The following is a 17,226-nucleotide window of genomic DNA, read 5'->3' on the forward strand; positions in this document are numbered from 1 at the left end:
TAGAGTGTTGTTAGTCGTTTTAAGTTGAAAGTACACGGATTGGAGAGATTATGGTTATTACTGGTATTGTTATCGTAGTGGCGACGTTTATTGCCATTATTAAACAGTTTGAAACACGGCTCGTTTTATTGCTATCGGGCTTATTAATGTGCTTTATTGGTGGGCAGCTTGGTGCTGGTACGACAGCCTTTGTAAAAGAACTTACAAATCCAGGGCTTGTACCAACCATTTGTACAGTACTTGGTTTTAGTTATGTTATGGAATATACAAAATGTACAGAGCACATGGTATATTTCATCTCTGCAGGCCTTAAAAAGATGACTAAAATCATCATTCCTGGTGCTGTTATTATTACATTTTTGATCAACATTGCGTTGCCTACAGCGGCAGGCTGTGCGGCTGCAGTAGGTGCATTATTAATTCCTGCATTGATTCGTTCTGGTGTGCATCCTGCAATGGCAGGCTCTGCTATTTTCTTAGGTACTTGGGGTAGTGCATTGAGCCCAGGCCTTATGTTTAACCCTCAAGTAGCACAACTTGCAGGTGAAGACGTTATGACCGTTATTGCTAGCTTCTCTATGCAAGCTATAATCGGCATTGTAGTAGCGGCAATCTTGCTCAATATCGTAGCTATCGTTAAGAAGGAACATACAGGGTATGTATTGAAAGATGCTAACGAAGAAGAAGGCAAAGAATTCAAGGTAAATTACTTATATGCCATCATCCCAATCATTCCTCTTGTATTACTCGTACTTGGTAGTAAACAAGTAGCAGTGATTCCAGAGATTTCCGTTCCTGTGTCCATGTTAATTGGTACGGCTATCGGTATTATTGCGGTACGACCTAATGTAACAGATGCAGTTAAGAAATTCTTCCGCGGTACTGGTGACGGCATGTGTGATGTAGTAGGTCTTATGGCTGCGGCAGCGTGCTTTACAGCAGGTATGCAGTACATCGGCCTTACAAGTGCACTCATTGATGGCATGAAGAACTCTCAACAAATTGCTCAAATCGGTGCTGCCTTTGGTCCATTCTTATTGGCAGTTATCTCTGGTTCTGGTAATGCGGCAGCCCTTGCATTTAATGGTGCCGTAACACCGCATGCAGCAGACTTTGGGTATGGTATTATGCAATTAGGCTCCATGGCTCAATTGGGTGCTGGTATCGGTCGTAGTATGAGTCCAGTAGCAGGTGCAGGTATCATCATTGCCGGCCTTGCTGGTATTAACCCTATGGAAATGGCGAAACGTAATGCTGTACCATGTATTATTGCTACAGTGGTTATTATGGTATTGTTACTATAATTGAATACTAATGTAGTTGGTCAATTATAATTCAATAAAACATAGTTGTTCCACGACTTTAAATTTAAAACTTACAATAAAAGAACCCCATTATGATTAATATCATGATGGGGTTCTCCTTATATTGTAGAGTTATGGGGTTCTATTTATATTGTAAATTTCTATTATTTTAGTTTAAAACCAATCCATAGAGCGGAAATAATAAATAAGCCACCACTAACCCAGAATAGTGTAGTAAAGCCTAGCCATGCCATAAGGCTAGCACCGCCGACAGATCCTAAGAAATAGCCAAAGAATAGACAGGATTGATTATAGGAGAATACTTGGCCTGTAAATTCTCGAGGTGTTTTGGAAGATAGGTAGGTGTTTAAAGCAGGAAGCATACCACCTAACCCAAAGCCTTGTAGGAATCTGATGATGGCAAGTTGATATACATCGGAAACATAGGCTTGAGGGATATTTAGAATCCCTACATAGATAAGAGATACTACTAACACTTTACGGGGGCCAATTTTATCGACCAATTTACCTAGTGGAGAGCTACTCATAAGTTGAGCAATACCCATAGCGGAGAATACAGCGCCTGCAATAAATGCCAGATTTTCTGTATCACTAGGAACGATTCCCTTAATATATACAGAGATAACAGGTTGTAAGGACATGATGCATATGGCATAGATAAAGGACGCTACACATAATGCGACAATACTATTAAATTCCGGTATTTGCTCTTTTAAATTACGGATGGAAAGTTTTTCAGGATTCGGTTGTGGTACATAATTTTCATGGATGAATATAGTAGCTAGTACACCGGCTAACCCCATGAGCGCACCGACGATGATAAAGTCATTGCGAATGCCCACCGTATCTGCAATGTAGCCACCTAATAAAGGACCAATCAGTGAACCAGCAAGATTGGCGGAAGCTAATAGGCTAAGTGCCCAACCAGTTCGTTCAATGGGAGATTCTGAAGCAATCAATGTAATAGTTGCAGAATAAAAACCATTTACTAAACCTTGTATGAGGCGAATTATTACAACCCCTTCAGGTGTTGTTTGAAAGCCGAGTAAAAGATTACATAAAGCCATACCAAAGCTAGAACGTATTAATGTGATTTTGCGCCCTTTTTTATCTGCTATACGACCCCAAAATGGTGCAACTAAACAGACAATTAAATAGGTTGCGCCGGTTGCTAAACCTGACCAGAGTGACATAGCCTCTGGAGTTTGCACACCTAAATCATGAAAATATAGGGGGAGAATAGGGCCTAATTGGCTCACTCCAAAAGAGGTGCAGAATACACATATTAAACTGATGTAAACCGTTCGTTTCCACGTTTCCAACGTATTCCTCCTTTCTTAATCGTAGTATGTTCTTAATAAAATAATACTCTTATTTGTTTTTTATTTCATCCCAATCACTTAAATCTGGAAGTTTGTTACTTGTTATAGATTCCTGAATCCAGTAGTTGATGGAGGTTAAGTTGCAAGATTCTCGTTCGAAGACATATTCGTTGTCCTCGTCTACAGTGGCATAGAGTTGAATGCGTAAGTTTTTACCTTTTTTGCGCTCGATATAATAGCTAATGCATTGATCATCAATGCTAGAAGGGCGAACCGAAATCATATCATACTTACCATTCGCTACGCCTTCTAAGGCATCCTTAATCATTTGATTTGAAAATTCATATTGATTGAGGTAGAAGATATCGTTGTCACAAGTTAATACATATTCTCGAGGTGGCGTAGTATTTTTGTACTGTTTCTCCCAACTTTCATCAATCACAGGCAATGTAGCATTATCATAGAAGTCTTTAATTAAACCGAGACCTTCAGAAATGGACATTTCTTTAAAGTATCTTATTTCATATACTGTAGGCTCTACGTTTTCATCCTGTCTGCTAGTATCCTCAATGTAACCGTATAGATAGATAGTACAAGAGTTTTTGTCTTCATTGTGGAACATAACGATACTGTACACATCGTAAATTACGTTTTCTATGGATTGGCGATTATCGTAGATGATAAAGCTGAGATATTTTTGTGTATCCCATTCCCGTTGAATGAAATTCCAGTCGTATTTATTGGTGCGCCAACCAGTAGTAGAGTCCTCAAAGATTTCTAATACATCTACGGAGTTTTGAGGCCAAGCAGGGGGCATAGGATTACATGTTGTAGAAGATTGCGTTATCCCTTCTTTGTACTGATAATGTCCATCAACGAATTCAAAGGCCTCTAATCGCTCAGAGGCTTCGTCAGGAATTACCAACGGCTCACCAGTACCTAACCAATTATCGTTTCTTGTGTTGAGACGTCTGATGCTTTCACGAGCATGCTCGTAAAACGTAACGGCTTGGTCTAAATCAGGTTCTTTTGTAATGGCACCAATTTCGTAGCAATAGCCGGCGGCCAGTTGCCATAGATGGTCCGCATAGTCATAACTACCGTATCTATCGTAACATTTGCTAGCCTGATTGACGCACTCTATGGCGGTTCTTATAGCAGGGGTATTACCTTTTTTAAAAGTAAATACATAAGCGAGATATGGCCAAATGGCGTCGAGAGTGTAAATAGCTGGTTGTTGTAATAAGTGGGCGATGCGAGATCAGTCTTGAGACTGACCATCGATATTCAATGTGCGAAGAATGATGGCTTGCATTGTAACATAAGCGTGGTCATTAAAGTCTAAATAATCTGGGCTTATAGCAGCACGCTCGTAGTATCTGAGAGCCTTTTGAATATCCTGAGGGATTCTTTTGTTAGACTCACATGGTTTTGCATAGTACTCGGCAGCTTCACGCAAACACATGCCATTATTCATGGCGGCACCGCGTTCAAAATATTCGAGAGCTCGTTCATGCTCCTCGCGAGACTTACAAATATCGCCAGCTAAATACATCATGAGTGGCAAACCTGCTGCAGCCCCTTCAAAAATGACTTGTTCTTCCATTGCACTATTATCTTGCTCTATATAGGTAATGCGTAAGTTGCGGTATGCAATAATAAGGCCTGCTTCGGCGGATTTACGCAACCATTTCTGAGCAATGGTAGTTATTTTATTTGCGAACCTACGTTGATCTGCTTGGGCAAACAAGCCTTTTAAGAAACGGACAAAGGTAGATGGTTCACCTTCATTAGCCACCTTTTGAGCCGATGGTAAGATGTGGTAATCCCCCCCATTGGAATACATTGGCAATGGCGTAGGTGCAGTAAGAACAACCCTTTTGGGCGCCTTCATAGACGCGCTGGAAGGCTTGGTCCTTTGTCATAGGCAACTCTTTTTCAATAGTTGGTGTAAGGGCACCTGAGGTACGCATAGCCTGTAAAATAGCGATGGCACTGCCTTTGCGAATAGCTGTATGTAAATAACTATACGCCTTTGTGTCATCTTCAGGAAAGCCTGCTTCAATCCAGGTGAACTGAGGGCCAGAATAGACGCGCGCCAAAATAGCTTACACATCGCCAATACCAGGAATCTTTTGACCTTCCTCGTCAAGTTTCACAAGGGCGTCAAGCTCGGCCTTACCCTCCCAAGCGATATCTTTATTACATTGATGGAATATTTTATTGAAAGACTGCTGTATTTGATCAGTAAAATAAAAACTCATGCTCTCTCCTTGGCATAATATCAGTATAAGCTGATAACATATGTAGTTTCAGTATACTATTAGTGTTTAGAGGAATACAATATAAATATTCTGAATTTGGAGGGGACTAGGGGAAATCAATAATTGGATTATATATGGATATTAGATGATGAACGAATGTAAGGATAAGGTGAAAGTTGAGATTTTTCTTGACTTTCATTCTATAGAAACATTATAATCAGATTATAATTTTATACTCGCCTAAAAGAAACCGATGAGGTGGAGATAAAAATAGGAAATGCACTCACAGAGAGCGGGATTAGCTGAGAACCCGTAGTACGCAGCTTATTAAATGGACCACCGAGGGCGCATGGAACAGAATGATTTCATTCCTAGTATGGTGCGACGTCACACGAGCGTTAGTCGTGAGGGATATGTTAGTATCCTGCGAAAGGGGAATGCACAGCATTCAAACAAGGTGGTACCGCGATTTATAGCACATACAATCAAATTGTAATAATAGAACTATAAACTCGTCCTTGACGTTATATTGTCATGGGCGAGTTTTTTTATTGGCAAATGCCAGATGGAGGTTCTCATGATTTTTCCTAGTTTAGACCGTGTGAAAGCTATCGCACCGGGCTACGATATCGTGCCTGTATATATGGAAATTTTATCCGACGTACGCACACCGATTAGCGTGTTGAAAGCGTTAAAACAAGTGAGTAGTCATACGTACTTGCTTGAAAGTGCGGATAATAGTAATCATTGGGGTCGTTACTCCTTCTTGGGCTATGATCCTAAAATCGAGCTATTCTGCAAAAACCATAAAATGACTATTAAAGATGGTACTACTCGCACCTTCGAGTGCTCTGATCCTGCTGCGGAAATTCGCAATATTTTGAGCCAATATAAAAGCCCTCGCCTAGAAGAGTTACCAACCTTCACAGGTGGCTTTGTAGGGTACTTTGCTTGCGAATACATTCGCTACATCGAGCCAACATTGGACTTCCCAACACCAGATGATGATTCTGCCATGGTAAACGATGTAGACCTTATGCTCTTTGATAAGGTTATCGCATTCGACCATTATAAAAATAAAATCTATTTGATCGCTAACATTAGCACAAGCGATTTGGAACGTAACTACAACAAGGCTGAGCTTGAGTTGAAAGCATTAGCTGATCTCGTTGTAAATGGCAAAGAGGCAGATGTGCCAAAAGGCGTTCTTAAAACAGAGTTTACCTCTGAGTTCACAAAGGACGAGTTCGAAGCCGTTGTTAAAAAGACACAGCACTACATCAAAGAAGGGGATATCTTCCAATGTGTTGTATCTAACCGCCGCGAAGCCGAGTTTGAAGGCAGCTTGTTAAATGCATACCGTGTATTGCGTACATTGAACCCATCGCCATACATGTTCTACCTATCTGGTGGCGATGTAGAGCTTACAGGTGCCTCTCCAGAAACATTGGTAAAATTGACAGATGGTAAGATGTACACCTTCCCAATTGCGGGCACAATGCGCCGTGGCAAAAACGAAGCAGAGGACCTTGCGATTGAAGAAAAACTCATTAACGACGAAAAAGAGTTGGCTGAGCATAATATGCTCGTTGACCTTGGCCGTAACGACTTAGGTAAAATCTCTAAATTTGGTTCCGTGAAAGTAGAGGCGTTACATATGTTGCAACGTTTCTCCCATGTAATTCACATTACATCTACTGTAAGCGGTGACATTCAAGACGGCAAAGATGCATTGGATGCTATCGGTGCTACATTGCCAGCCGGAACATTGTCTGGGGCTCCTAAAATTCGTGCTATCGAGATTTTACACGAACTAGAAAAAAGCCCACGCGGTGTATACGGCGGCGCTGTAGGTTACATTGATTTCTCCGGTAACATGGACGTATGTATCGGTATCCGCATGGCTATGAATAAAGGCGGTAAGGTCTATGTTCGCGCTGGCGCAGGTATCGTTCGCGATAGCGTACCTGCTAGTGAATACAATGAAACTTTGATTAAAGGCCAATCCATGATTTCCGCAATTACAGATGCACAGGAGGTAGAATAATGGTACTCCTTATAGATAATTACGATAGCTTCTCCTTCAATTTATACCAATTAGTAGGCTCTATCGATCCAGATATTAAAGTCATCCGCAGTGATGAATTAACAGTTGAAGAAATCCGCGCTTTGAAACCAGACTGTGTGATACTTTCACCAGGACCTGGCAGACCAGCTGATGCGGGCGTATATGAAGACCTATTGCGCGAATGCAAAGGTGAATTCCCAATTCTTGGCGTATGCCTTGGACACCAAGCCATTGGCGAAGTGTTCGGCGGCACCGTTTCCTACGCAAAACAAGTAATGCACGGCAAACAAAGCGTAGCAAAACAAGTACACCCATCCAAAATCCTTAAAGGTGTACCAGAACAATTCGAAGTCGCTCGCTACCACTCCTTGGCGATTGTAGACGAAACAATCCCAAGCGAACTCATCGTCACATCCATTACAGACGACGGCGAAGTAATGAGCGTAGAACACAAAGACTACCCAATCTACGGCGTGCAATTCCATCCGGAATCCATCATGACGCCAAACGGGGAACAAATGATTCGCAATTTCTTAGAAAAATAACCTCTGTTTGTATTCGAGGGGCTATTTATAAGTCTTAGAATGATAGAGCAGAAATAAGGTCTCTCGGAACTCCAAGTGGCCACCACCTCACTACGTGAGGCCGCCAAGTCGTTCCTTAAGACCTTATTTCCTGCCAACTCTACCTTGGCATTACCTAATAATAGCCCCTCTACAATACATATCGTAAACTGTAGCCATATTTTCTAAAGAAATATGCGAATCAGAACCCCTTATCTAAGAAGTGGTGGTGCGCAGCACCACCATTCCCACCCCCTATAAAGGAATGACCTGTGCATTACTCTATATAATGCGCAGGATCATTTGATAATAGTTTGTTTGAGGGATATCTATTAAATTGGTATGATTTTGCTGATAGGTGCGATTGGGTTATGTGTGAAGCCGACTTGGCGCCCCGCATAGCGGGGGGTGGCCTCTTGGAGGCTGAGGGCATGACCCAATCGGTACAGCCTAGGTAGAATGGTATTAATTTAATAGATATCCTAAAAAGGAGATTTAAAATGATTAAAGACGCATTATATGCAGTAACGCATGGTCAAGATTTATCCTACGACCTTGCTAAAGATACAATGAATAAAATTATGAGCGGCGAGGTAGACGAGGTTCCTATGGCTGGTTTCTTGTGCGCTCTTGCAGCGAAAGGGCCTACTGTAGATGAGGTTACGGCTTTTGCTGAGGTTATGCGCGAGAAGGCTGGTTCTGTGCCTCATGAAGGTACTGTTGTGGAAATCGTAGGTACTGGCGGCGATGAAGCTAATACATTTAACATTTCTACTACATCTGGTTTTATCATTTCTGCAGCAGGTATTCCTGTAGCGAAACATGGTAACCGCAGTGTATCTAGTAAATGTGGCGCAGCTGATTTGATCGAAGCATTGGGCGCTAAACTAGAGCTTAACGGTGAACAAAATGAGGCAGTCCTCAACAAAGCCAATATGTGCTTCATGTTTGCTCCTGTATACCACCAAGCTATGAAGTATGCTGGCCCTGTACGTAAGGCGTTAGGCGTTCGTACTGTGTTCAACATCCTTGGACCATTGGCGAATCCAGCAGGTGCTACTGTGGAGTTGATGGGCGTTTACGATAAATCTTTGGTAGAGCCATTGGCTCGCGTATTGGCTAACCTTGGGGTTAAACGCGGTGCTGTGGTACACGGATTCGACGGTCTTGATGAAATTACAGCTACTAACAAAACGTACGTATGCGAAATTAATAATGGTACTTTCACAAGCTACGAATTCGATCCTAAGGACTATGGTTTCGAATACGCCGATAAAACTGAGCTAGAAGGTGGCGATGCTACGGTAAATGCTGAGATTACTCGTCACGTTCTCGGTGGTGAACAAGGCGGTAAACGCACGGCGGTTCTCCTCAATGCTGGCATGGCGATTTACCTCGCTAAAGAGGGGCTTACATTGGCAGAGGGCATTGAAGAGGCGAAAAACATGATCGACTCTGGTAAGGCTCTTGCTACAATGGAACAGTTTGTGAAAGCAACCCAAGAGGTATAACCATTGATTTTAGATAAGATTGTAGAGGCTACTAAAATTCGAGTGGCCAAAGAAAAAGAGGTGGAAACGCCTGAGACTGTAAAAGCAGCGGCTTTGGCGTTACCATCTGATACAGGATTTCCTTTTGAAGCAGCCCTTCGCCAGCAAGACTTTAACTTCATTTGTGAAGTAAAGAAGGCATCTCCATCAAAAGGCATCATAGCAGAGCACTTCCCGTATTTAGATATCGCCAAAGAATATGAGATTGCTGGTGCAGCAGCCATTTCTGTACTGACGGAGCCAGACTTCTTTAAAGGTGATAAAAAATACTTACAAGAAATCGCTAGTACCGTAAAAATTCCAGTCCTTCGTAAGGACTTCATCATTGATGAATACCAAATCTACCAAGCAAAGGTATGGGGCGCTAGTGCAATCCTATTAATCTGTGCATGCCTCGATGTGCCAACATTGACTAAGTTCCGTGAGTTAGCTGACTCTCTTGGTTTGTCTTCCTTGGTTGAGGCTCACGACGAAAAAGAAGTACAAATGGCTATTGATTGCGGTGCCCGCATTATTGGCGTTAACAACCGTAATTTAAAAGACTTCACCGTAGACGTACAAAATAGTGTACGCTTGCGCAATCTCGTTCAAGACGATGTGATCTTTGTATCTGAAAGCGGTCTAGAAACGCCAGAGGATATCCAAGTGCTGCGGGATAACAATATCGGTGTAGCCTTGATGGGTGAAACGTTTATGCGTTCTCCTAACAAGGTTGAAAAGTTGGCATATCTCTATGGCCCCACATACTACACGCCAAAGGTTAAGATGTGTGGCATCTCTAAAGTAGAAACAATCCCTGCAGTAGTAGAGGCAAAACCAGATTATATGGGCCTTGTATTTGCACCGAGCAAACGGCAAGTGACGGTAGACCAAGCTAAAACATTAGTGGAAGAACTTCATAAACAATACGCAAAAACATATGGTGTAGTTGAAGTGCCAATGAATGCTGAAACAGTACAAGATAGTAAGGAATTTGTCCAAGAAAATCCTAGTTTTGAGAATATTAAAACGGTAGGTGTCTTCGTCAATGAAACATTAGATAATCTCGTTACAATCGCTAAAGAAGTCAATCTTGACGCAGTGCAATTGCACGGCGATGAAGATGAAGCTTTCATCCAATCTCTCAAAGAGAAAACAGATGTAGAGGTTTGGAAGGCTGTTCAAATCTGCAGCGCTGCAGATGCAGAAGCGTGGATCGATAGCAGTGCGGATATGTTATTATTTGATGCGTACCACAAGGACGAGCGCGGCGGTACGGGCGAAGTATTCGACTGGTCTTGCTTAGATGAGTTTGAACGTCCGTTTATGCTCGCAGGTGGTATCGACAGTACTAACGTGGCACGTGCTATCCGCACAGTTCGCCCTTATGGCATAGATATTAGTAGCGGCATTGAAACAAATGGCGTGAAAGACGATGAGAAAATTAAAGCTTTCACAAACATCGTGAGAACCATAGCTCACTAAATGTTGAGAGAATAAGGCCTATTATAGGCGAGTAATCATAGAAAATACATAAATCTAAGATATAATAATATTTTAGACACATCCGATGGAATTCATCGATTGTTGAGATAGATACCAATAGCAACGTTATACAGGCGTGCTAGCAGGAATGGTATATGGAAAGGTAAGTTATATGAGTGAACAAAGACATGGTTATTTTGGCTCCTTCGGTGGCCAATTTATGCCAGAAACATTGATGAATGCAGTCATCGAATTGGAAGAGGCATACAACAAGTACAAAGATGATCCTGATTTCGTGCGCGAACTTGAGGATTTACACAAAAAATATACAGGTCGTCCATCCCTTTTATACTATGCAGATCGCATGACAAAAGACCTTGGTGGTGCCAAAATTTATTTGAAACGTGAAGATTTGAACCATACTGGGTCTCACAAATTGAACAATGTAATCGGTCAAATGTTATTGGCAAAACGCATGGGTAAAACTCGTGTTATTGCTGAAACTGGTGCAGGTCAACACGGCGTGGCAACAGCTACTATTGCTGCGTTGATGGGCATGGAATGTGAAGTATACATGGGTGCTGAAGATTGTGAACGTCAAGCGCTTAACGTATACCGTATGGAGTTATTAGGTACTAAAGTGCATCCTGTAACAAGTGGTACTAGTACGTTAAAAGATGCTGTTTCTGAAGCATTGCGCGAATGGACAAACCGCATGTCCGATACGCACTATGTATTGGGCTCTGTTATGGGTGCGCATCCATTCCCTATGATCGTTCGTGACTTCCAATCTATCATCAGCCGTGAAGCACGTGAGCAAATCCTTGAAGCAGAAGGCAAATTGCCAACAGCTGTTATGGCTTGCGTAGGCGGGGGATCCAATGCGATGGGCATGTTCTATCACTTCATTCCTGATGAAGAGGTTCGCCTCATCGGTTGTGAAGCCGCTGGTCGTGGTGTTGATACAGAGGAACATGCAGCAACAATCGCAAAAGGTTCCGTGGGTATCTTCCATGGCATGAAATCTTACTTCTGCCAAGACGAAGACGGCCAAATTGCTCCAGTATACTCTATCTCTGCAGGCCTTGATTACCCTGGCATCGGACCTGAACATGCGTACTTGCACGATAGCGGTCGTGCTGAATACGTGCCTGTAACGGATGATGAAGCAGTGGATGCATTCGAATACTTGTCTCGTTTAGAAGGTATTATTCCAGCTATTGAAAGTGCTCATGCAGTGGCACATGCTCGTAAAATTGCTCCAACCATGAGCAAGGATGATATCATTATTATTTGTTTATCTGGTCGCGGTGACAAAGACGTAGCGGCTATGGCGAAATATAGAGGGGTGGATCTTCATGAGTAAAATTAAAGACGCTTTCACAAAGGGTAAGGCATTCATCCCATTCATCAGCGCTGGTGATCATGGCATCGAGAATACAGAACGTTATATTCGCGTTATGGTGAAAGCCGGCGCCGACATGGTAGAAATTGGTATTCCTTTCTCTGATCCAACAGCGGAAGGCCCAGTTATCCAGGAAGCGAGCACACGCGCATTATCTACAGGCGTAAAAATTCACGATATCTTTGATATGGTGCGTCGTTTGCGCAGTGGTGATGAAGCAGTGACAGTACCACTCGTGTTCATGACCTACTTGAACCCTATCTATGTATTTGGCCGTGAAAAATTCTTTACCCTCTGCGAAGAGGTTGGTATCTCTGGTGTTATCGTGCCAGATATGCCGTTTGAAGAAAAAGGGGAACTGGCGAGTGTAGCTAATAAACATGGCGTTGAAGTGGTATCCTTGATCGCGCCAACATCCGAAAACCGCATCGAAATGATCGCAAAAGACGCAGAAGGTTTTGTGTACTGCGTGTCTTCCCTCGGTGTTACAGGCATGCGTAGCGAAATCAAGACAGATATTAAATCCATCGTTGAGACGATTCGCAAATATACAGATATTCCTGTAGCCGTTGGTTTCGGTATTTCTAAGCCAGAACAAGCGGAAGCAATGGCTCGCGTATCTGACGGTGCTATCGTAGGCTCTGCTATCGTTAAAATCGTGGCAGAACACGGTGAACATGCAGACCAAGCATTATTTGACTACGTGCAATCTATGAAACAAGCTGTACAAAAAGCTAACGCATAATAAAATAGATAATACAATACATACTAAAAAGGACGTTATACATGTGTATAACGTCCTTTTTAGGTTAGTTAGTTTAGTTATGTGTTATATGACTGGATAACCAGTTATGAAAGGGGAATGATTAGCCGTTTGTAGATTCGGAACGTTGATGTTGTTCACTGCGTTTGGCAGTGGCATTTTTATCATGTTTTTCACGTTCAGAAATTCTGTGTTTTCTATATTTCTTTTGATCTGATTTGAACCATGGATGAGCACTGCTGTCTACTGTACCATCATCGTTCTTTACCATGCGATGGTTTTCACAGATTTTAAATTTAATTGCACGAATTTTAGTTGTGAAAAATATATTATTAGTATAGATAAATTTGATGAAGAAAAAATGAAGTGATAGCGTTGGTAAAGCATAGTATAATAGGATTATCTAAGTTTGTATCATATCTAAATATAGTAGGAGATTTATGAAGCAGAGAGTATTTGAAATCCTCTATCGTGAGCTAGTTGAAAACTATGCGAATCATAAGGGACGAACAACGACAGCCGACTTTTGGCTTACCATAAGCGCTATGACCTTTGTATATGGTCTAGTTACTTTTATAACAGGTCTTGCCACATTCATACCCTATGGATTTTTATATGCCATATCCTTAGGGGGCGGCGTATTGATGGCATTAACAGTAGTGTTAGTGTTGCCCACCATTATGATGGTAGCGAGACGGTTACGCGACTCTAATAATGACCCAACCTTGATGCTTCTCAGCTTTATTCCTATTTTAGGATGGATTGCGTTGCTCTATTTGTTATGTAAAAGATCGGCTCCCACACAAGAAGTAAGCATAACTAATGAACAGATATCTGTAGAACCTAGTATACATGAAAAGCAATCTGTTTCGGGTGCCTTCATCGTGGTTCTTCTTGTTTTAGGCTGGGTTGCAAATAGTATAGGTTCCTCTATGATGGGGCATAACTATATGGTAGAAGAAACTGCCTTTGGGAACTTGGGGCAGGGGGCTTTCACCAAAAAAGCAAATCGTTTATTACATAGTGATTCTGCCACAACAGAAGGCTATCTTGTGGTGAAAGAGTATTACAAAGAACTGGCGAATGGAGACTATCATAGTGCGTATCGCAATTTGAGCGGTCGTGAAATGGAACGATACGGTACCTTTGATCTTTGGCAACAAGCTAAGACAAAAGAATCGCGTGCTGAAGTTGAGTCTATACACTTAGACTATGTCACCCAAGATGTTGATGATGATGCTGTTGTGGACTATATAGGATATAGGGTGGACTTTGTAGATAAAAGACCATCCATGTTAGTTCGTTTATACAACACTGGCAATGGTTGGAAAATCATTGGTTTTGAAGAGTTTGAGGAGGACTAGGCTATGGCATCTGTAAATGTATATGATTTGAACTATACCGATGCCTTTGTGCTAGGCATCAAAAACTACGCTAATTTTAAAGGTCGTGCGAGCCGTAGTGAGTATTGGCGATTTATGGCTGGAATGATGATGATTCAAGGTACCTTGGAAGTCGTAGCTATTCTTTGTAAAGGTGTTGGACTCTATAATTTTGAGTCCATTATTGATACGATCACGTTATTAGTAACGCTATTTTTCGTGCTTCCTAATATTGCCATTACAACGCGACGCATGCATGATATTGGCCGCAGCGGCTGGACTCAGCTGATATCCTTTATTCCAATTATTGGGTTCTTTATATTCTTAACCTACGAATTGAAACGGGGCGATACCTGTGAGAATAGCTACGGTGAAAGAACTGCCTATACTCCTATTACGGCTACTATAAGCCAATCTACGGGGCTCGAAGAAACGCCGTCCCGAAAACAAGACTGGATTATGGGCATTACCATATTTATTCTTCAATCCATCGTATTTGGAGATACCATCGGTGATATATTATGGTATGGTATTAACGCTAATGGCTATATATAGTATTAATCTACGTTTAATAGCATAATTATTATTTTATTTTATAAAAGTTTAACAACTCCTTTATAGACAATATAACACTTTGTAGTAAAATGAAATCAAGATGAATTCAAAAATATAGATATGATTACTTCAAAACATATCTAAGTTACTATATGTGTTAAAGCAACAGGACTTTATGAGCTTCACTGTTTCCTGCTGTGGATGGAAGGAGTTTATTATGAGACCTTGTCCATATTGTGGACATGAGGTGTTAAAAAGTGAACGATACTGTCCAAACTGTGGACGTATCCGCAAAGCACCCATTTCGCTAGATAAATATAGTCTAGGAATGATTGAAAACTTTAAACAATGCTTTGTTTATAAATACGCTGACTTTGAAGGCCGTGCTAGCCGTAGCGAATATTGGAATTTCTTTTTGATGTACCAATTGCTCTTTGTAGCCATTCTATTTACCTGTGCGTTCTTGAGCTATATTAGTCCGCTCTCTAGTGCCGTTGGTGTAGGCTTCGGGCTAGTTATTCTTGTACTTATGTCCGTTGTTATGGTCATCCCTAGCGTAGCTGTTGCAGTACGACGATTGCACGATCAAGGCCGTTCTGGCGGACTTGTCTTTGTGGGCCTCGTTCCTGTTATTGGTACAATTATATTGTTAGTGTTAATGGCTCTTCCTGGTGAAAGCCATACAAACCGTTTTGGATTACCAACAGGGCATGTTATTCTTACAAAACAAATGGCTCATGAAATTGGTTTGATTGATGCTACACCTACCACAGGCCTTACAGCAGGATTACTATGTGCCATCTTTGTGCTATGGTTCCTAGTAGATCGATTACTAATGACTAGTGCGATGTAAACTATATATACAAATAACAGCCTCTCGCATGGTGCAGGAGGCTGTTTTGTTGTATAATAAATTAATTTCAATTTGTCATTTAATAGGAGAGAATTATGACTGATTTAAACATTAAAAACCTTTCGTATATTGATAATTTCAAGCATTCTGTAGTTGGTAATTTTGTAAACTTCCGTACTAGAGCTAGTCGCAGTGAATATTGGCGCTTTACAGCGGTTACAGTTGTCATAGGTTTTGTATTTACTCTATTAAGATTTATTTTTGGCCATTCATTCTTGGGATCACTTATTAATTTATTATCTTTTGCCTATACTTGTGTTATGTTTTTACCGTCTCTTGGTATTGCAGTTCGTCGTTTACATGATATAAATAAATCTGGATGGTTTTGGCTAATTATATTTGTTCCAATCATCGGTCTTGTATATGTCATTTATTTATTGGCTAAACCAGGTGATGTAGGTGATAACCAATATGGTTCTCCAACAAGCTATGAAGTAATTACTGCTGAAGAAGCTGCTCGTACAGGTCTAAAAGAAACACCATCTGAAAGCATGGACCAAGAAGCAATGCTAGCATGTATTTGCCTTACAGTTTTTAATATTTGGATGTCCTTTTTAGCACTATAATGTAAAGTCTATTTATATGAATATGCCACCTTTATTGGAACATGATAAAGGTGGCATTTTTATGTGTTATATCTATAAATTTAAACTATCTATAAACTTATGGCTATGATATATTGTAAGTTAATTATGTGTCGCAATAAATTATCTGATGAGAGAGGGATAATAGTAATGAAATTTATAAAGGTAAGTATAACTAAGTTTTTAGTTTTTGCATTGATAGGTATCATGGCAGTGGCTGGTATAGGCTACAAAATATATATAGATCATCTGAATAAGCAGTATCAGCAGTCACCTGAATACTCTTTAAAGATTATATATGAATCAATTCAAAATGGTGATCCAGATACATTTTTTAAATACGTAGATGGCGAAGGTATTTTACACCGTATTTATGATCCATATATCGAAAAACTACTTAAAGAATCTGATGGGCGGAATATATCTCAAACTAATTCAAAAGGAGAAACTAAGATTTTGAATCTTGGAGAAGCATTGCTATTTACAGCAATAGATAATTATTATTTAGATGTAAAAGAGGTATTACTTAACCAAGATTTAAGAAGTCATATACCACATAGACCTGACCCTAAAGATCCATTTAAAGATAATTTGCAGACGTTAAAAGAAGTAGGACGATATGAATTAATTTCCATAGAGGAAAAAAGTAAGAAAGATGGAGTTGTTAATATAGAAATTCGCGCATTGGATACGAAGACTAATGAAATCAAAGTATTACCTATAGAAATGACTCAAATGGATAATAAGATGTGGCGTATTACTGGCTATGACTATAAGACGTATGACTTACCATATGATGGATTTGATAGAATTTAATTAGCAGCCATTTCTTAAGTTGCTTGATTGACATCAGTAAAATTTAATTGTTATACTAATCGTATAGAATAACACTAAGGGGGGCCTTGATAGAGCGAAATGTTCGCCCCACAGTTATTATCCCAAATATAATATTTTATACCCCATACTTTGTATGGGGTTTTCTTATGTCTTGTTATTTCCTCATCTTGAATTGGATGTATTAATTTTATACAATATCTGTAATATTAATTTATGGGAATGTAGAGCATT

The 17,226-nt window shown here is 40.6% G+C and carries 18 protein-coding genes; 12 read left to right on the top strand and 6 right to left on the bottom strand.

Going from position 1 to position 17,226, the window contains the following annotated elements; genetic code table 11:
- The first annotated feature begins 50 nt into the window (after positions 1-50).
- A complete protein-coding gene (gene dcuC / locus QZ334_RS00070) occupies positions 51-1,304 on the top strand; it encodes a C4-dicarboxylate transporter DcuC (protein WP_295230811.1) in 1,254 nt (417 codons plus the stop codon).
- A 164-nt stretch (positions 1,305-1,468) separates the two neighbouring features.
- Here the strand turns inward: dcuC and QZ334_RS00075 are convergent, their stop codons facing one another.
- The 5 genes from QZ334_RS00075 to QZ334_RS00095 all read right to left on the bottom strand — a co-directional run bounded on the left by QZ334_RS00075 (position 1,469) and on the right by QZ334_RS00095 (position 4,911).
- Positions 1,469-2,647: an MFS transporter gene (locus QZ334_RS00075; protein WP_295230814.1), complete on the bottom strand. Its 1,179-nt coding sequence runs from the start codon at positions 2,645-2,647 to the stop codon at positions 1,469-1,471.
- Between the two features lie 49 nt (positions 2,648-2,696).
- The gene (locus tag QZ334_RS00080) at positions 2,697-3,572 is read right to left on the bottom strand and encodes a hypothetical protein (protein WP_295230816.1); all 876 of its coding nucleotides are present in this window, start codon (positions 3,570-3,572) and stop codon (positions 2,697-2,699) included.
- 336 nt (positions 3,573-3,908) lie between these two features.
- Positions 3,909-4,493, bottom strand: a complete 585-nt coding sequence (locus QZ334_RS00085) for a hypothetical protein (RefSeq protein ID WP_295230819.1) — start codon at positions 4,491-4,493, stop codon at positions 3,909-3,911.
- Complete coding sequence (locus QZ334_RS00090) at positions 4,438-4,749, bottom strand: hypothetical protein (protein ID WP_295230821.1); 312 nt, start codon at positions 4,747-4,749, stop codon at positions 4,438-4,440. Before QZ334_RS00090 ends, QZ334_RS00085 begins: the two co-directional genes overlap by 56 nt.
- A gap of 6 nt (positions 4,750-4,755) precedes the next feature.
- Positions 4,756-4,911, bottom strand: coding sequence for a hypothetical protein (locus tag QZ334_RS00095; RefSeq protein ID WP_295230823.1), 156 nt, complete (start codon positions 4,909-4,911; stop codon positions 4,756-4,758).
- A 577-nt stretch (positions 4,912-5,488) separates the two neighbouring features.
- On the opposite strand from QZ334_RS00095, the gene QZ334_RS00100 reads away from it, so the two are divergent.
- The 6 genes from QZ334_RS00100 to trpA all read left to right on the top strand — a co-directional run bounded on the left by QZ334_RS00100 (position 5,489) and on the right by trpA (position 12,706).
- A complete protein-coding gene (locus QZ334_RS00100) occupies positions 5,489-6,958 on the top strand; it encodes an anthranilate synthase component I family protein (RefSeq protein WP_295230826.1) in 1,470 nt (489 codons plus the stop codon).
- Positions 6,958-7,524 carry an anthranilate synthase component II gene (locus QZ334_RS00105; protein ID WP_156717890.1) on the top strand — a complete coding sequence of 189 codons (567 nt, stop codon included), beginning with the start codon at positions 6,958-6,960 and terminating at the stop codon, positions 7,522-7,524. The genes QZ334_RS00100 and QZ334_RS00105 overlap by 1 nt, the downstream gene beginning before the upstream one ends.
- Before the next feature lie 518 nt (positions 7,525-8,042).
- Positions 8,043-9,053, top strand: coding sequence for an anthranilate phosphoribosyltransferase (gene trpD / locus QZ334_RS00110; protein WP_156717889.1), 1,011 nt, complete (start codon positions 8,043-8,045; stop codon positions 9,051-9,053).
- A 3-nt stretch (positions 9,054-9,056) separates the two neighbouring features.
- Entirely contained in the window at positions 9,057-10,556 is a 1,500-nt protein-coding gene (trpCF, locus tag QZ334_RS00115) for a bifunctional indole-3-glycerol-phosphate synthase TrpC/phosphoribosylanthranilate isomerase TrpF (protein ID WP_295230830.1), read from the top strand.
- Between the two features lie 172 nt (positions 10,557-10,728).
- On the top strand, positions 10,729-11,922 hold the full coding sequence (trpB, locus tag QZ334_RS00120; protein ID WP_295230833.1) for a tryptophan synthase subunit beta: 1,194 nt from the start codon (positions 10,729-10,731) through the stop codon (positions 11,920-11,922).
- Positions 11,915-12,706, top strand: coding sequence for a tryptophan synthase subunit alpha (gene trpA, locus QZ334_RS00125; RefSeq protein ID WP_295230835.1), 792 nt, complete (start codon positions 11,915-11,917; stop codon positions 12,704-12,706). The genes trpB and trpA overlap by 8 nt, the downstream gene beginning before the upstream one ends.
- 121 nt (positions 12,707-12,827) lie before the next feature.
- On the opposite strand, the gene QZ334_RS00130 is transcribed toward trpA, so the two are convergent.
- The gene (locus QZ334_RS00130; RefSeq protein WP_295230838.1) at positions 12,828-12,995 is read right to left on the bottom strand and encodes a hypothetical protein; all 168 of its coding nucleotides are present in this window, start codon (positions 12,993-12,995) and stop codon (positions 12,828-12,830) included.
- A 169-nt stretch (positions 12,996-13,164) separates the two neighbouring features.
- Between QZ334_RS00130 and QZ334_RS00135 the strand changes: the two genes are divergently transcribed.
- The 5 genes from QZ334_RS00135 to QZ334_RS00155 all read left to right on the top strand — a co-directional run bounded on the left by QZ334_RS00135 (position 13,165) and on the right by QZ334_RS00155 (position 16,974).
- The gene (locus QZ334_RS00135) at positions 13,165-14,088 is read left to right on the top strand and encodes a DUF805 domain-containing protein (RefSeq protein WP_295230840.1); all 924 of its coding nucleotides are present in this window, start codon (positions 13,165-13,167) and stop codon (positions 14,086-14,088) included.
- Positions 14,089-14,091: 3 nt separating this feature from the next.
- Positions 14,092-14,661 carry a DUF805 domain-containing protein gene (locus QZ334_RS00140; protein WP_295230844.1) on the top strand — a complete coding sequence of 190 codons (570 nt, stop codon included), beginning with the start codon at positions 14,092-14,094 and terminating at the stop codon, positions 14,659-14,661.
- A gap of 154 nt (positions 14,662-14,815) precedes the next feature.
- On the top strand, positions 14,816-15,514 hold the full coding sequence (locus tag QZ334_RS00145; RefSeq protein ID WP_295230847.1) for a DUF805 domain-containing protein: 699 nt from the start codon (positions 14,816-14,818) through the stop codon (positions 15,512-15,514).
- 95 nt (positions 15,515-15,609) lie between these two features.
- The gene (locus tag QZ334_RS00150; RefSeq protein ID WP_295230850.1) at positions 15,610-16,140 is read left to right on the top strand and encodes a DUF805 domain-containing protein; all 531 of its coding nucleotides are present in this window, start codon (positions 15,610-15,612) and stop codon (positions 16,138-16,140) included.
- A 168-nt stretch (positions 16,141-16,308) separates the two neighbouring features.
- Positions 16,309-16,974, top strand: coding sequence for a hypothetical protein (locus QZ334_RS00155; protein WP_295230853.1), 666 nt, complete (start codon positions 16,309-16,311; stop codon positions 16,972-16,974).
- Positions 16,975-17,226 lie beyond the last annotated feature (252 nt).

This window comes from Veillonella sp. (assembly GCF_019414865.1).
GTDB lineage: Bacteria > Bacillota > Negativicutes > Veillonellales > Veillonellaceae > Veillonella.

Excerpts from the sequence above, each read along its gene's own strand:
- QZ334_RS00130 (WP_295230838.1), bottom strand. The coding sequence starts at position 12,995 with ATGGTAAAGAACGATGATGGTACAGTAGACAGCAGTGCTCATCCATGG.
- trpA (WP_295230835.1), top strand. The coding sequence starts at position 11,915 with ATGAGTAAAATTAAAGACGCTTTCACAAAGGGTAAGGCATTCATCCCA.
- trpD (WP_156717889.1), top strand. The coding sequence starts at position 8,043 with ATGATTAAAGACGCATTATATGCAGTAACGCATGGTCAAGATTTATCC.
- QZ334_RS00140 (WP_295230844.1), top strand. The coding sequence starts at position 14,092 with ATGGCATCTGTAAATGTATATGATTTGAACTATACCGATGCCTTTGTG.
- QZ334_RS00100 (WP_295230826.1), top strand. The coding sequence starts at position 5,489 with ATGATTTTTCCTAGTTTAGACCGTGTGAAAGCTATCGCACCGGGCTAC.
- trpB (WP_295230833.1), top strand. The coding sequence starts at position 10,729 with ATGAGTGAACAAAGACATGGTTATTTTGGCTCCTTCGGTGGCCAATTT.
- QZ334_RS00085 (WP_295230819.1), bottom strand. The coding sequence starts at position 4,493 with ATGTATTCCAATGGGGGGGATTACCACATCTTACCATCGGCTCAAAAG.
- dcuC (WP_295230811.1), top strand. The coding sequence starts at position 51 with ATGGTTATTACTGGTATTGTTATCGTAGTGGCGACGTTTATTGCCATT.
- QZ334_RS00135 (WP_295230840.1), top strand. The coding sequence starts at position 13,165 with ATGAAGCAGAGAGTATTTGAAATCCTCTATCGTGAGCTAGTTGAAAAC.
- QZ334_RS00150 (WP_295230850.1), top strand. The coding sequence starts at position 15,610 with ATGACTGATTTAAACATTAAAAACCTTTCGTATATTGATAATTTCAAG.
- QZ334_RS00095 (WP_295230823.1), bottom strand. The coding sequence starts at position 4,911 with ATGAGTTTTTATTTTACTGATCAAATACAGCAGTCTTTCAATAAAATA.
- QZ334_RS00105 (WP_156717890.1), top strand. The coding sequence starts at position 6,958 with ATGGTACTCCTTATAGATAATTACGATAGCTTCTCCTTCAATTTATAC.
- QZ334_RS00155 (WP_295230853.1), top strand. The coding sequence starts at position 16,309 with ATGAAATTTATAAAGGTAAGTATAACTAAGTTTTTAGTTTTTGCATTG.